General features: G+C 70.0%; 12 protein-coding genes and 1 pseudogene. 8 read left to right on the plus strand and 5 right to left on the minus strand.

From position 1 onward, the window contains the following. Positions 1-177: carboxyl transferase domain-containing protein (locus BMZ82_RS04465; protein WP_305729202.1), on the plus strand; the 177-nt coding region annotated here is incomplete at its 5' end. 71 nt (positions 178-248) lie between these two features. Beyond that, positions 249-455, plus strand: coding sequence for an acyl-CoA carboxylase epsilon subunit (locus tag BMZ82_RS04470; RefSeq protein WP_093771912.1), 207 nt, complete (start codon positions 249-251; stop codon positions 453-455). Between the two features lie 49 nt (positions 456-504). On the opposite strand, the gene BMZ82_RS41585 is transcribed toward BMZ82_RS04470, so the two are convergent. Together BMZ82_RS41585 and BMZ82_RS42630 are read right to left on the minus strand one after the other, a co-directional pair. Next, positions 505-936, minus strand: coding sequence for a hypothetical protein (locus BMZ82_RS41585; protein ID WP_256251760.1), 432 nt, complete (start codon positions 934-936; stop codon positions 505-507). Between the two features lie 102 nt (positions 937-1038). Next, a pseudogene (locus tag BMZ82_RS42630) lies at positions 1039-1335 on the minus strand (helix-turn-helix domain-containing protein); the annotation flags it as partial. A 1375-nt stretch (positions 1336-2710) separates the two neighbouring features. Here BMZ82_RS42630 and BMZ82_RS04480 point away from each other — a divergent pair. The 6 genes from BMZ82_RS04480 (at position 2711) to BMZ82_RS04510 (ending at position 10440) form a co-directional block, all read left to right on the plus strand. Further along, positions 2711-4003, plus strand: a complete 1293-nt coding sequence (locus BMZ82_RS04480) for a cation:proton antiporter (RefSeq protein WP_093771916.1) — start codon at positions 2711-2713, stop codon at positions 4001-4003. Positions 4004-4650: 647 nt separating this feature from the next. Further along, the gene (locus BMZ82_RS04490) at positions 4651-4974 is read left to right on the plus strand and encodes a PadR family transcriptional regulator (protein WP_093771920.1); all 324 of its coding nucleotides are present in this window, start codon (positions 4651-4653) and stop codon (positions 4972-4974) included. Next, positions 4971-5651, plus strand: coding sequence for a hypothetical protein (locus BMZ82_RS04495; RefSeq protein WP_143098825.1), 681 nt, complete (start codon positions 4971-4973; stop codon positions 5649-5651). Before BMZ82_RS04490 ends, BMZ82_RS04495 begins: the two co-directional genes overlap by 4 nt. 311 nt (positions 5652-5962) lie before the next feature. Then, the gene (locus tag BMZ82_RS04500) at positions 5963-8179 is read left to right on the plus strand and encodes an MMPL family transporter (protein ID WP_218159012.1); all 2217 of its coding nucleotides are present in this window, start codon (positions 5963-5965) and stop codon (positions 8177-8179) included. 144 nt (positions 8180-8323) lie between these two features. Beyond that, the gene (locus BMZ82_RS04505; RefSeq protein WP_093771926.1) at positions 8324-9991 is read left to right on the plus strand and encodes an NAD(P)/FAD-dependent oxidoreductase; all 1668 of its coding nucleotides are present in this window, start codon (positions 8324-8326) and stop codon (positions 9989-9991) included. Next, the gene (locus BMZ82_RS04510; RefSeq protein ID WP_177244388.1) at positions 9988-10440 is read left to right on the plus strand and encodes an ester cyclase; all 453 of its coding nucleotides are present in this window, start codon (positions 9988-9990) and stop codon (positions 10438-10440) included. The genes BMZ82_RS04505 and BMZ82_RS04510 overlap by 4 nt, the downstream gene beginning before the upstream one ends. 4 nt (positions 10441-10444) lie before the next feature. On the opposite strand, the gene BMZ82_RS04515 is transcribed toward BMZ82_RS04510, so the two are convergent. The 3 genes from BMZ82_RS04515 to BMZ82_RS04525 form a co-directional block, all read right to left on the minus strand. Further along, the gene (locus BMZ82_RS04515; protein ID WP_093771930.1) at positions 10445-11086 is read right to left on the minus strand and encodes a response regulator transcription factor; all 642 of its coding nucleotides are present in this window, start codon (positions 11084-11086) and stop codon (positions 10445-10447) included. A gap of 136 nt (positions 11087-11222) precedes the next feature. Continuing rightward, positions 11223-12293, minus strand: a complete 1071-nt coding sequence (locus BMZ82_RS04520; protein ID WP_177244389.1) for a methyltransferase — start codon at positions 12291-12293, stop codon at positions 11223-11225. 11 nt (positions 12294-12304) lie between these two features. Next, a complete protein-coding gene (locus BMZ82_RS04525) occupies positions 12305-13570 on the minus strand; it encodes an acyltransferase family protein (protein WP_093771934.1) in 1266 nt (421 codons plus the stop codon). Positions 13571-13661: the final 91 nt, after the last annotated feature.

Genomic DNA, 13661 nt, shown 5'->3' on the forward strand with positions numbered 1-13661 from the left:
ATGGTCAAGGAGTACAAGTCCGAGCTGATGCACCCGTACTACGCGGCGGAGCGCGGCCTCGTCGACGACGTCATCGACCCCGCCGAGACCCGCGAAACCCTCATCGCCGCACTCGCGATGCTCCGCACCAAGCACGCCGATCTGCCGTCCCGCAAGCACGGCAACGCGCCGCAGTAGATCCGCCGCGTAGAGAACCGAGTCGAGAACCGCGTCGGGAACCGAGTCGCGAGACGAGGAAGGGCACTCCCATGAGCGCATCCGCCGCCGAGGACATCCTGCGCGTCGAGAAGGGCCACGCCCGGTCGGAGGAGATCGCGGCCATCACCGTGGTCCTGCTGGCCCGCGCGGCGGCCCGGGCCAGAGCCGCCGCATCGGAGGAGAGTCCCGGCGAAGCCGGCCCGCACCCCCTCGACCGCGGCCACGGCTTCCGGGCCGCGCACAGTTGGCGGGGCTGAACAGCGCCGTGCCGCGGGCGAGTTCGCTCCGCGGCACGGCCGGCCGTCTTCACACACCGACGAGTCTGCTGCCCGCCCCCGTACGCCGACGAGGGGCTCGGTACCCGGCCTCCGGTCCGGCCGGGCGGGTGGTGTCCTCGCCGGTCGGCCGGGTGGGCCTGTGGCCCAGGCCGGGCAGGGCGAGCAGCACCGGCGGCCGGCTCCAGTCCTCCTGCCGGACCGTGATGTCCAGCCGGGAGTGGGCGCCGGCACCGATCTCCACCGGGCCGACGGCCCCCACGAGCAGGGGCGATCCGCAGCACTGAGCGCTTGAGGCCCGGCCGTCGAGCGTCACCGCGTGCAGGTACCAGGTGCCCGGCGGCACCTTCTTCAGCGAGAACGGTCCGGCTCCGTCGAGCCTGTTCCAGGCCACCGGCTGCCCCTGAAGGATCGGACTGTCGAACGCGCCGACGTACAGGGGGGAATGGGTCGTCCCGGTCACATGAGCCCTTCCGGATATGGATCCGAGCGGCCCGGTTGTCACGGGTGCGGGGGTTATCCGGGGAAACTCCTCGCAATCACCTCGGCTGATTCGCCGGTACTGGGTGGGTGAGAGTCCGACCGAGGCCGTGAAACGCCGGGAGAAGGTGCTCGGGCTGCTGTATCCGACCCGCGCGGATATGTCGGCCACATTCACCTGCGTATGGACCAGCAGGCATTTCGCCTCCTGTATGCGAACGGCGCTCAGGAAGCGGCCGGGTGTCACTCCTGTGGTGCGCTGGAAAACTCTGAGGAAGTAGAACTTGCTCATCATCACGGACCGGGCCAGGTCATCGAGGGCCAGGGGCTCGTGATAGTTTTCACGAATTGTCATGATCGCGCGGCGGGCGAGGTGCTCCATATGCTGCGGACTCCCTGATCTGGTGGTCTGTGGCGAGAAATTCGCGAGTGGCGGTTACTCGGCGGTGCCTTCCCGTTGTGAGGGTCGCTGGGTCCGCGTCCCGAGGATCCGGGCGCGGCGCTGCGGACATCCTTGAGCGAGATGCGTCAGCATCGGCGTCGGCTTCGTCATGGGCATGGGCATGGGCATGGGCATAAACGTGGGCATGGGCATCGGCGTCGCGAGAACGTGCCCGGTGTCAGCGCCGGGTCGCGCTCGTGAGAGGGCCTTTCGGAGAGGAACGCCTTGGAGGCGGGGCCGTCAGCTCGCCCGGACCGGGCCTCCGGCGCCGGCCGACAGGTGCGCCCCGGTGGTCCGACACGTCCGCCCGACTGGCCGCCCGACCGGCCGTCGAGACTCCCCTTCGGCCATGGATGTACGCCAGTCCAGGAAATGGCCAAGGCTTTGCCGGTGTATCGACAGGAGAGCTCCGTCGGCATGTTCGGAAAGCTGGTCGTTCAACCGGAAACCACCGGACAGAGCGGTGGTCGGCGAACAGGAAATCCAGCCGGGGGACGGCGCGAAAAGCTGCGGCGAATCACCCCGAACGGCTGAACGACTCGGCATGTCGATGTCGTCCCCGTATGTGCCTGCACTCATCCATGAACACTTGGCAACCCCCGTTGCAATCTGTCACGACTCCTTTGAGCCTCGCACATCAGTCTGTCGGGAGGCAATAGCGTTCAGGCCACCCCCGTCGCGTGTGAGTAGCACGGCTGTGGGGATTTATCCGAGGCGCAGGGCCGTGAGGACCGGGCATACGGGGCTTACGGCGTCGTCGGAGGCGGCGCTGCATGCAGTATGAATCCGCCATCGGGCCGCTACGTCACGCGCCGATCGGTGGGTGGGCGCGGAAGCGGTTGGCGTGAAATCGACCGTGGCGCGGGGTTCGGGCCGGGGCGGCCGGCCCGTTGTTCGGCGCAGTGAGCAATATGGGCGATGACAGCACCTCGGCCCGAACCGCAGGCTGGGGACGCCGACAGGTGACTCACCATTCACCCGGGGCGCGGCACGACACGGCGCGGCACGAGACGGCACGGGGCTGTCGGCATCGGCGACAGGAGCGCGGGCGGGCCGGCGGCCGGTCACAACCTCCGTCAGGGCGCGCCCTCTTGGAGCCCTCCCCGACCGTCTTCCCCGACCGTCGTCACCGCCGCCATGATCTTGTTTACGGTCACGCGCCCCGAAGGAAACCCGGTTCGCGCCACGGCGACGGCACCGCGCAGATCCGCCGTCCGACCGCGCCCGACCGCCGCCACCGTCCCTTCAGACCAAGGGGTGCTCGGCGGACCGCCCTTCCATCCGACGCCAGCCGCCGATCGAGGACCGACCTGCCATGACGAGTCATCAAGTGCTGTTTCTCCTGCTGGACTTCGCGCTGATCCTCCTGCTCGCCCGAGCGCTGGGCGCGCTGGCCGGGCGCATCGGCCAGCCGCCCGTGATGGGCGAGATCCTCGCCGGTGTCCTCATGGGCCCCACACTCTTCGGCAGTTCGGTGTCCGACCGTCTCTTTCCCGCCGACATACGGCCCCTGCTGGGCGCGTTGGCGCAGATCGGCGTCGCGCTGTTCATGTTCGTCGTCGGACTGGAACTGGAACACCGGGTCCTGCGGGGCAGAGTCAGACTCACCCTCGTGGCTGCCGCGGGCTCGACCCTGGTGCCGTTCGCCTTCGGTGTCCCGCTCGCCCTCTATCTGCTGCGCCACCATCCGACCGAACAGCACGCCGCCTTCGTGGTGTTCATGGGACTGTCCGTGTCGGTGACCGCGTTCCCCGTGCTCTCCCGCATCCTGGTCAGCCGGGGGATGTCCCGTACGGCGATCGGCGGGCTCGCGCTGGCCACCGCGGCGGTCGTCGACGTGGTGGCCTGGTCGGCGCTGGCCGGCGTGCAGGCGGTGGTGGGCGGCGCCGACTACTGGCAGGTCACCCTGCTCGTTCCGTTCGCCGGTCTGCTGCTGGCCGTACGGCCCCTGCTGCGGCGGGTGTTCACCTCCCGCGACGCCCAAAAGCCGCTCACGCCGACGGGGATGGCCGTGGTCATGGTGGGGATCTTCCTGTCGGGGGCGGCGACCGAGGCGATGGGGATGCACTACATCTTCGGCACCTTCCTGTTCGGCGCGTTGCTGCCGAGGGAGGGGATGGACGCGTTGCGCGAGGAGATCTGCGACCGCACCGGCGAGATCACCTCGCTGCTGCTGCCCGTGTACTTCGTGGTCGCGGGCCTCAAGGTCGACCTGCGGGGCGTGGGACTCGACGGACTCACCGAACTCGGCGTCATCCTGCTGGTCGCCATCGGCGGAAAGTTCGGCGGCACCTACCTGGGGGCCCGGTCGCACGACCTTCCGGCGCGGGACTCCGCGACCCTCGCCGCGTTGATGAACACCCGGGGTCTGACCGAGCTGGTCATCCTCGGCGTCGGCCTCGAACTCGGCCTGCTCGACGGCTCCTTGTACTCCCTCATGGTCGTCATGGCCCTGGTGACGACCGCCATGACCGGCCCGCTACTGACCCTCATCGACGCCAAGCGCTCCCAACCGCTCCAGGCCACGGCACCCGACAAGGGCGCCGCCGCCCACGACGCCGGAGAGGGCGTGCCCGGCGAAGACCGAGACAGCCGTACCGTCGGCTGAACGCGCCCGCGAACTCGCCGAACTCACCGAGACGCTCGACGAGGCGTCACAGGACCGGGGGAGCATCGCCCTCGTCACGGCCGCCACCGACTGCGGACACACCGAACTCCTCTACGCGGTGCGGCGGTTGGCACCCCATGGCACCCGTGGCATCCCGTGGCATCCCGCAGTGTCTTGTGGCGCGCTCGGCGGTATTGCGGAGTCGTCCGTGCCCGCGCGTTGCTCGCTGCACCGCCGTGCCGTCCGGTTGCTCCACCAGGACCGGCACCGACGCCCTACGGATCGCCCGCAGCGCCTGCTGACCGCCCGCGACCGTCCGCGCGGAGGCCGCCCAGCGCCATGCGGCGGCCGACCGGATTGCCGAGGCGCACACCTACCCAGACACCGCTCACATCCTGCGCGCCGCCGATGACCCGCCGCAGACCGCCGACGCCCTGGCCGAACTCAGCCGCGCCGGGCCGCTCTTCGAGACAGCCGCAGGGCTCGCCGCGCGGCTCGCGGTGGGCGGACACACTCGGTGTGCGGGCGGCGCCGGGACTTTCCCGGGCGGCTGGACGGCGAGACCCTGAAGCCCTGAAGCCCTGAAGCCCTGAAGCCCTGAAACACGCCGTGTTCGGGTCCGGCGGCGATGTGTAGTGTGGCTAGACATGAAGGCGGAGAACTTGAGAGGCAACCTGGAAGGCATGCTGCTGTCCGTCCTGGAGCCCGGGGCGCAGCACGGGTACGCGGTCATCGAGGAACTCAAGCGGCGCAGCGGCGACGCCATCAACCTGCCCACGGGGACGGTCTATCCGGCGCTGCACCGGCTGGAGGCCGCGGGGCTGGTCGGCAGTGAGTGGACGCGTCACAACGGCCGCCGCCGCCGGAACTACTACCTCACCGCGGCCGGTTCCCGGGCGCTGGCCGAGAAGCGGGCGGACTGGCAGGAGGTCTCCTCCGTCATCTCGGTGGTGCTGGGAGGCGGGGCGTGATGGAGACGGCGGTCCTGCAGCGCTACACCGACCATGTGGCGGAGCACCTCGTCGGGTCGTACGCGCGCCGCTCGGCCATCATCGACGAGGTGCTGGACGGCCTCCTGTGCGCGGCGGAATGCAATCTGGAGGACTGTCCCGACGTCGAGGAGGCCGCGCACCGCGCCGTCCAGGAGTGGGGTCCGCCCACCGACGTCGCCCGCGCCTACAACGACGCCACGCTGCGCCTCAGCGCGAACCGGCTGGCCCTGCGGGCGGTCTGCGCGCTGCCGCTGCTCGCGGCGACCTGGGCGTCCGCGCTGCTCGGGGGACCGGCCGGACCCTGGGCGTACCGGCATCCGCCGCTGCTGCTGATCGGGCTGTCGATCGTGGGCTTCGGCTGCGTGTTCTCCCTGGCCGGGGCGTTCTCCGGGCTGCGCAGGGGCAGCGGCCTCGAGGCGGCGTCCGCCCGGCACGACCACACGGTGACCACCGGCACGCTCGCGGCCCTCATCGGGCTCCTGTCCGTCCTGGGCGCGCTGATCCTGCTTCTGCTCAACCGGGGCCTGAGTCATCCGGAGTCCCTGGACTGGCCCATGGTCTCCATCCCCACGACCCTGACGCTCCTGGCCGGCGGCTATTTCGGGCTGTCCCTGAAGCGTTTCGTCTCCGTCGTCCGGGGAGCCGTCGCCTCGTAGGCCCTGCACCACTTCTACTGGCACTGACCTCGGCTTCTACTGCTACGTACCTCGGCGTATCGCCGCGTGAGCCCCCGGTGGGGGCGGCACTCCTCCACGGGTGTCGCCGCCGCCGGGGGCTCTCCGCGTTTCCGAACGGGTGGTCCGGAACAAGTGGTCCGGAACAGGCGGGTCCGCGTCAACTTCCCTTTCCCGGAAGCCGGTTCGGTGTTGCGGTCGTGGCGGCGGGGGGCTACTTTGGCGATCGAAAGCGATATGTAGCGTGGCTACATAGTAGCGGTCCTACAGGAGGAGGAGTTGACGTGGAGCGCATGACGCGATGGGTACTCGCCCATCGGTTGCCCGTGGTCCTGATCTGGGTGGTGCTCACCCTGGCCGGGGGTGCCATGTCGGGCAGCACGATCGACAAGCTCTCCTTCGAGTCGCGGCTCCCGGACAAGTCCTCCCAGGCGGCGAACGACGCGCTGGCGCAGCGGTTCTCGCAGACCGGCGGCAAGAACGCCCCCCTGCTGCTCGTGGTGACGGTGCCCGAGGGCGCCACCCTCGACAGCGCCGCCGTGCGCGAGCAGTGGGGCGACCTGATCGCCAAGGTCACCCCGCAGGGCGGCCGCAGCGTCTCGTACGCGACCGCCGGCGGTGACGCGCTCGTGTCGCAGGACAAGCGCACCACCGTCGCGCTCGTCTACCCGCCGGCCAACCGCTCCAACGTGCCCTACGAGCAGTCCCTCCCGCAGATCAAGGCGGCCGTCGGGCAGGCCAGGATCGCCGGAGCCCAGGTCGAGTTGACCGGTCAGCCCGTGCTGTCGGGCCGCGACAGCGGAGCGCAGCGCAGCCCGATCTACGAGACGCTGATCGGAGCCCTGGGAGCACTGGTCGTCCTCGGCCTCGTCTTCGCCAGCGGCCTCGCCATCGTGCCCCTGCTGATGGCCCTGGTCGCCATCCCCACCACGTTCCTGCTGGTGCGCGGCATCACCACCGTCACCGACGTCTCCTTCATCGTCCAGTACCTGGTGGCGCTCATCGGTCTGGGCATCGCGATCGACTACGCGCTGCTCGTCGTCACCCGCTGGCGCGAGGAGCGGCAGAAGGCGGGAGCCGACGGCCCCGAGCCCGAGGCGCGCCGGCAGGCGGTCGTCCGGGCCGTGGCCAGCGCGGGCCACGCCGTCGCCCTCAGCGGCGCGACGGTCGCGATCTCCCTCGCCGCGCTGGTGGTCCTGCCCGTCCCGTTCCTGCGCAGCGTCGGCTACGCGGGTCTGCTGATCCCCATCGTCAGCGTCGCCGTCGCCCTGACCCTGCTGCCCGTCCTGCTGTACGCCTGGGGCGACAAGCTCGACCGGCCGCGCCGCGCCCACCGCCCCGACAGCAAGCTGTGGGGCCGGATCGCCGGGCTCACCACGCGCCGTCCCGCCCTGTGCGCCGTGCTCAGCGGCGCGGTGCTGCTGGCCCTGGCCGCGCCCGTACTGGCACTGCGCCTGGGCCAACCGGCCACGGTGACGCTCGCTCAGGGCGGCAAGCCCGCCGCCGCGTTCCAGCGGATCGTCGACGCCGGCTTCGGCGAGGGCATCGCCCGTCCGCTGGAGGTACTGGTGCCGGCGGCCGACGGTGACGCCATGCACGGGAAGCTCGGCGGTCTCGAAGGCGTCGCGGGCTCCGTCGCCCCCGCCGACTGGGCGCGCGGCGGACAGCGCATCGTCGACGTGTGGACGAAGGGCGACCCCTCCAGCAGCGCCGGCCGGTCCACGGTGACCGGCGTCATGGACGCCGCGAAGGACACCCCCGGCGCGCTCGCCGGCGGCGGGCCCGCGCAGGACGTCGACTTCATCGACGCCGTCTACGGCTCCCTCGAGCTCATCCTGATCGTGGTCGCCCTGCTCACCTTCGTCGTGCTCGCCCGGACCCTGCGCTCGGTCGTCCTGCCCGTCAAGGCCCTGATCCTCAACGCGCTGTCCACCTGCGCGGCCTACGGCGTCGTCGTCCTCGTCTGGCAGAAGGGCTACGGCAGCGAGGCGCTGTTCGGGACCCCGGCGATCGGGGCGGTGACCATCTGGATCCCCATGGCGGTCTTCGCGTTCCTGTTCGGACTGTCCATGGACTACGAGGTGTTCATCCTCCACCGCATCCGCGAGACCCACCTGGAGCTGACCGCCAAGGGCGAGCGGGACACCGTGGTGCCCTCCGTGGTGACCGGCATCAGCCGCACGGGGCGGCTCGTCACCTCCGCCGCGCTCATCCTCTTCCTGGCCTTCACGGCGCTGGCCAGCATCCCGATCACCGACGTGAAGGTGTTCGCCACCGCGCTCGCGGCGGGCATCATCATCGACGCCACCGTCGTACGGGGCCTGCTGACCCCGTCCCTGGTCACCCTCCTCGGGCGGTCCAACTGGTGGTTCCCACGCTCCTTGGGCCGGTTGCTCGTCACCACCCCCGGACGGGCATCCGGCCCGAGGTCCCACCCCGCCGCCGCGACCTCCACCACCCAGGAAGCCGCCCAGGACGCCCCGCAGGAAGCCGCCCGGCGCAGCGTCTGATCGTGTGCAGGTGCAGGTCACCGCGGTGCGGCGCGGTGGCTTGCACGTGCTTTCTCACGCCTTCATCGGCGTGCGCAAGGGTGGTCGCGCGGACGCCGATCGCCATACGGCGTGCGAGACCGGACGACTGCGAAGGGAACGACAGTGTCCACACAGACGCCTACCCACGACGTGGTGATCCTGGGTTCGGGAATCGCCGGATCCACCCTCGGCGCCGTACTGGCCCGCAGCGGAGCCAGCGTGCTGATCGCCGACGCCGGCACCCATCCCCGCTTCGCGGTGGGGGAGTCGATGATCCCCCAGCTCGTCTCCTGGCTCCAGGTGCTCGCCGAGCGCTACGACGTGCCGGAGTTCGAGGCCCTGACCGACGTGACGGCCATCAACACGAAGGTGAGCAACACCTTCGGCCGCAAGCAGCACTTCGGCTTCATGCTGCACCGCCCGGGACAGGAACCCGACCCGACGCAGGCCCACCAGTTCGTCATCCCCGACGCCCTGACCTCCGCCAGCCACCTCTTCCGGCAGGACAGCGACGCCTACCTGCTGCGCGTCGCGATCGGACACGGCTGCGACACCCGTCAGCAGTGGCGGGCCGAGAAGATCGACTTCGACGACGACGGCGTCACCGTGATCGGAACCGACGGACACGAGATCCGGGCCCGCTACCTGGTGGACGCGAGCGGCTTCCGCTCCCCGCTCGCCGACCACCTCGGTCTGCGCGAGGAGCCCGCCCGGTTCCGGCACCACTCCCGGTCCCTGTTCACGCACATGATCGGCGTGCGGCCCTTCGACGACGTCATCGAGGTGCCCGAGGCGAGCCGGCCGCCGGTGCCCTGGCACAACGGCACCATGCACCACATCTTCGAACGGGGCTGGTTCTGGATCATCCCCTTCGACAACCACGAACTCTCCCGCAACCCGCTGTGCAGCGTGGGCGTCACACTCGACCCGAGGCTGTACCCCAAGCCGGAAGGGGTCGGCGCGGAGGAGGAGTTCGCCGCGCTGCTGAGCCGGTTCCCCGCGGTGGAGCGGCAGTTCGAGGGGGCCAGGAAGGTCAGGGAATGGGTGTCCACGGGGCGGCTGCAGTACTCGTCGCACCAGACCGTGGGCCGGCGCTGGTGCCTGATGTCGCACGCCGCGGGCTTCCTCGACCCGCTGTACTCACGGGGCATGTCCAACACCTTCGAGATCATCCACGCCCTCGCGCCACGGCTGCTGGCCGCGCTGGCGGACGACGACTTCGAGGAAAAGCGCTTCCGCCACGTCGAGGACCTCGAACAGGGGCTGCTCGACTACAACGACACCCTCGTCAACTGCTCGTTCATCGCCTTTTCGCACTTTCGCCTGTGGGACGCGGTATTCCGGGTCTGGGGAAGCGGCAACACCCCCGGCACTCTCCGGATCAACAACGCGCTGCGCGCCTTCCGTACGCACCGCGACCCGAGCGTCTTCGACGCGCTGGAGAACGCGCCCCACACCGGCCTGTGGTGGCCCGACAACGACGCTTTCAAGACCTTGCTCGACGCGACGGCCGAGACCTGCGCGCAGTACGAGGCGAAGCTGATCGACGGCGACCGCGCGGCGGACATCATTCTCGGCCTCATCGAGGAATCCGAGGCGGTGCACCCGGGGTTCGGCTGGAAGGACGTCAACCAGCGCTTCATCCATCCGGACCGCGCGCAGATCGCGGATTTCCTGCAATGGGCCGCGCGGTCGCCGATTCCGGCACTGAGCACCATCGGCCGCGAGAGCCTCGACGCGCTGCGCGCGGCAGGCGCGGCGGAGTCCCCCGCCGCGGAGGGGGACCGGTGACCGACACGGCCGGACCCGGGCAGTCGAGCGTCCAGGAGGCCAACAAGGCCCTCGCCCGCCGCTGGTTCGACGAGGGCTGGAGCCGCGGCGAGCTGGCCGTGGCCGATCTGCTCTTCGCCCCCGACTTCCTGTTGGGCGGGGAGCAGGTCGGCCCCGAGGGCCCCAAGCGGAGCGTACGGTCGCGGCGCGCCGCGTTCGCCGGACTCACCGTCGACGTCGGCCTCCAGGTGGCCGAAGGGCCCTGGGTGGCGAGCTGGTACACCACCCGGGGTACGCACGTGGGAGAGTTCGCCGGAGTGGCCCCCACGGGACGGGTGATCTCCTCCGAAGGCATCCAACTATGGCGCGTGGAGAACGGACTTGTCGTCGAGGACCGGAACGTGTTCGACGTACGGCGGGTCCTCGCGCAACTGCTCGCGCCGGCGGGAAACACTTCCGGGCCGGCCTGATCCGCTACAGATGGCTCGCGTGGATGATGTTGTTCTCGTAAGCAAAAATAACGGCATGCACGCGATTGCGGAGACCGAGCTTTTCCATTACCTTCTGGATATGGGATTTCACCGTGCTCTGACTCAATGACAAATCGGCCGAGATTTCGGCATTGCTGTATCCGCGGGTCATGAGGCGAAACACCTCTATTTCCCGGTCCGTGAGCTGTTCGAGCGGAGAATCGCCCGAATTCTCGCGGGCCCGGGGAATGAGGAGGGACCGGCCGATGGCCATGACGCGGACCGCGGCGGCGAGTTCCTCGGAACTGCTGCCGCTGGACAGCAGGCCTTTCACGCCGCACCGCAGCGCGCGGTCCACCGCCGCGTCCACGTCGTCGACCAGCACCAGCGTGTTGGGCGGCGAGAGCGGCGACCGGGCCCGGGACAGCGCCCCCACGCTGTTGAGAGCCTGTGTGGCGTCTTTGTGCGCGTTGACGATGACGACATCGGGCCGCAGCTCCCGGTACCGGGCGACCGCGGTGTCGTCGTCCTGGGCGACGCCGACCACCCGCAGATCGGGACAGCCGTCAAGAATCGTGTGCAACCCCGTCAGTGAGATGGGATGCGAATCGATGACCAGGATGCTGATATGCGCCGAGACCGACATCTATACCCCCGAGGTGCCATGGCCTTTGCAGTTGGCGGCCAGAATAGCGCAGCCGCTGTTGTCCAGATACGAATTCCGGGGGCGCTGAACACCCGCTCCCGGGTCGCGGCCGGGTGGCGGGTGTTCAACGTTTGCGTCAATTCTTGCGGCCGATCACCGCTGTCGTCAGCGCGGGCAGCCGTACGACCCGCTCGACCGTGAAGCCCGCCTCCGTCATCCAGGCCCCGCACTCGGCCGGCGTGAAGCCGCCGGCCTGCGCGGACTGGAGCATCATGATGAGGCTGAGCATCAGGCTGTCCGCCTGCCGCCGGTCGTCGTCCAGCATCGTGTCGTACACGATCAGCGTCCCGCCGTCGTGGACGGCGTCGTACGCCTTGCGCAGCAGGGTGGCGCGCTGCCGCGCCGGCCAGTCGTGCAGCACGCTGCCGAGGATCAGGACGTCCGCGCGCGGTAGCTCGACGGTGAAGAAGTCGGCCCCCACGAACCGCAGTTGCTTCGCCACGCCGCGCTCGGCCACCAGCCGGTCGAAGTGCTCCGCCATCGACGGACGGTCCAGCACCGTGCCGGTCAGTCCGGGATGAGCGGCGGCCAGACGCGCCGCCAGATTGCCGCGGCCCCCGCCGACATCGCTGAACGTCGCATGGCGCGACCAGTCGAAGACCCGCGCCAGTTCCTCGGCCACGGCCCCGCTGAAGCTGTCCATGGCGGACAGGAACTGCGCCAGCCGGGACGGATCGTGGAAGATCTGCGTGAACGGGACCTCGCCCCCGGCGCCCTGACCGCGTGCCGTGCCATGGCGCAGCAGCCCGGTGAGGGATTCCTGGTCGCGGCCCATCAGCTCGGTGGTCATCCGCAGGAAGCCGCCCACGAACTCCTCACGGTCCGCCAGCAGATGGCGCAGCGTGCCGGGGCTGTTGCGGTAGCCGCCGTCCTCCCGCGACAGCAGGCCGATGGCGGCCAGCGCGTCGAGGAAGTCCCGGGCCCCGCGCGGATGCAGACCGGTGCGATCGGCCAACTCCTCGGCGCTGAGGAGCCGTTCGCCCAGCACCGAGAAGACCTCCAGGTCCAGCGCCGCCGTCAGGAGCCGGCTCCGGAAGAACGCCCACCCGACGAACATCACGTCGAAGGGGTCCTCAAGCGGCCGCTCCGTGGCCGGCCGGGGCTGCCCGGAGGCGGCCCCGTTCGTGACGGGTCCTGACGTCGTCATGCCTGTCACCCTCATTCCCTCGACGCGGAACTGCTCTCGGTACGACGCCCCTCGGCAGCGCTCGCCTGAATTGCGGAAACCGGGACGCGAGCGGCGCGCCGCCCGATCCGGGCCCGCAGCCACCGCTCCACCGGGCGTTCGAAGAACTGGTACAGAACGGCGCACACGGCGATCGTGATCGCGAGGGCGAGCGCCGCCCATCCCGCATTCGACCAGCTCGCCTCGACCGGACGCATATAGAATTCCATGATGCTCTTCCGGTCGAAAACCGCCGACGATATCTCGAAGAGCACGGTGAAATGCAGAAGATAGAAGGCGTACGACCATTCGCCGAGCGCCACCATCGGCTTCGACTTCAGCCAGGACGCCCCGCCTGCCAGGTCCCGCTGCGCCACCGCGACGACCACGAGGGCATACAGCGGGGCCGAGACCTGGCTGAGCGCGTCGTAGGCGACGTACTGGCGCCAGGTCTCCGCACGCAGCAGCCACAGCACGAAGAACCCGGCGACGAGCAGCGCGGTGGCCGACCTGACGCCGAGCGGGGAGCGCCAGCCCTTGCGCACGGCGGCCGCCGCGACCATCCCGAGGAGGAACTCCCAGACCCGGGCGACGGGCGAGTAGGTGCCGAAGACCAGACCGTCCACGCCCGTGAACGCCGGGCGCGGCGACGGCGGGTAGGCGTCCCACAGCCACAGCTTGATGCCCCAGCCCACCAGCACCAGCGCGACCGCCGCGCAGCCGAGCCAGCGCAGCGAGCGGCGCACCGTGTACTTCGCCACGAACGGGAAGATCGCGTAGAAGAACGCCTCGCAGGCGAGCGACCAGGTGACGGGGTTCGTACTGCCCAGGATGTAACCAGGCACCCACGCCTGGTACACGAGGACGGCGGAGAGCGCCATCAGCAGCAGCGTGTCGGACTGGCCCGGCATGGCGTCGGGCAGTTGGAGCAGCAGCGGGACCAGCACGCCGATCGCGAGCATCGGCCAGATACGGGCGAACCGGCGGCCGTAGAACGGGCCGACCCGGTCGCCGGCCATGTACGTCCAGGTCAGGACGAAGCCCGACAGCACGAAGAAGAACGTCACGCCGGAGGAGCCCAGGACGAACACCGGCTTCGTGCCGGGCAGCGGCAGCAGGGTGCTGACGTGCGACAGGAAGACGGCGAGGGCCGCGATCCAGCGCAGCCCGGTGAGGGAGTGCAGCCGGGCGGCGGGGCCGGCGTCGGGTGTCCGGAGTGGAGCGGACGAGGATTCCCGCTGATGCGCGGAGGAACTCATGAGAGCGACCAGCCATTTCGACGGGGACGGGGAACAGGAGCGGAGTGCGGGCGACGGGACAAGGAAGTCGAGCCAATCGCGCAGCCGTATT

The organism is Streptomyces sp. yr375, from assembly GCF_900110755.1.
GTDB lineage: Bacteria > Actinomycetota > Actinomycetes > Streptomycetales > Streptomycetaceae > Streptomyces.

Excerpts from the sequence above, each read along its gene's own strand:
- BMZ82_RS04520 (WP_177244389.1), bottom strand. The coding sequence starts at position 12,293 with ATGACGACGTCAGGACCCGTCACGAACGGGGCCGCCTCCGGGCAGCCC.
- BMZ82_RS04500 (WP_218159012.1), top strand. The coding sequence starts at position 5,963 with ATGACGCGATGGGTACTCGCCCATCGGTTGCCCGTGGTCCTGATCTGG.
- BMZ82_RS04525 (WP_093771934.1), bottom strand. The coding sequence starts at position 13,570 with ATGAGTTCCTCCGCGCATCAGCGGGAATCCTCGTCCGCTCCACTCCGG.
- BMZ82_RS04480 (WP_093771916.1), top strand. The coding sequence starts at position 2,711 with ATGACGAGTCATCAAGTGCTGTTTCTCCTGCTGGACTTCGCGCTGATC.
- BMZ82_RS04470 (WP_093771912.1), top strand. The coding sequence starts at position 249 with ATGAGCGCATCCGCCGCCGAGGACATCCTGCGCGTCGAGAAGGGCCAC.
- BMZ82_RS04490 (WP_093771920.1), top strand. The coding sequence starts at position 4,651 with ATGAAGGCGGAGAACTTGAGAGGCAACCTGGAAGGCATGCTGCTGTCC.
- BMZ82_RS04515 (WP_093771930.1), bottom strand. The coding sequence starts at position 11,086 with ATGTCGGTCTCGGCGCATATCAGCATCCTGGTCATCGATTCGCATCCC.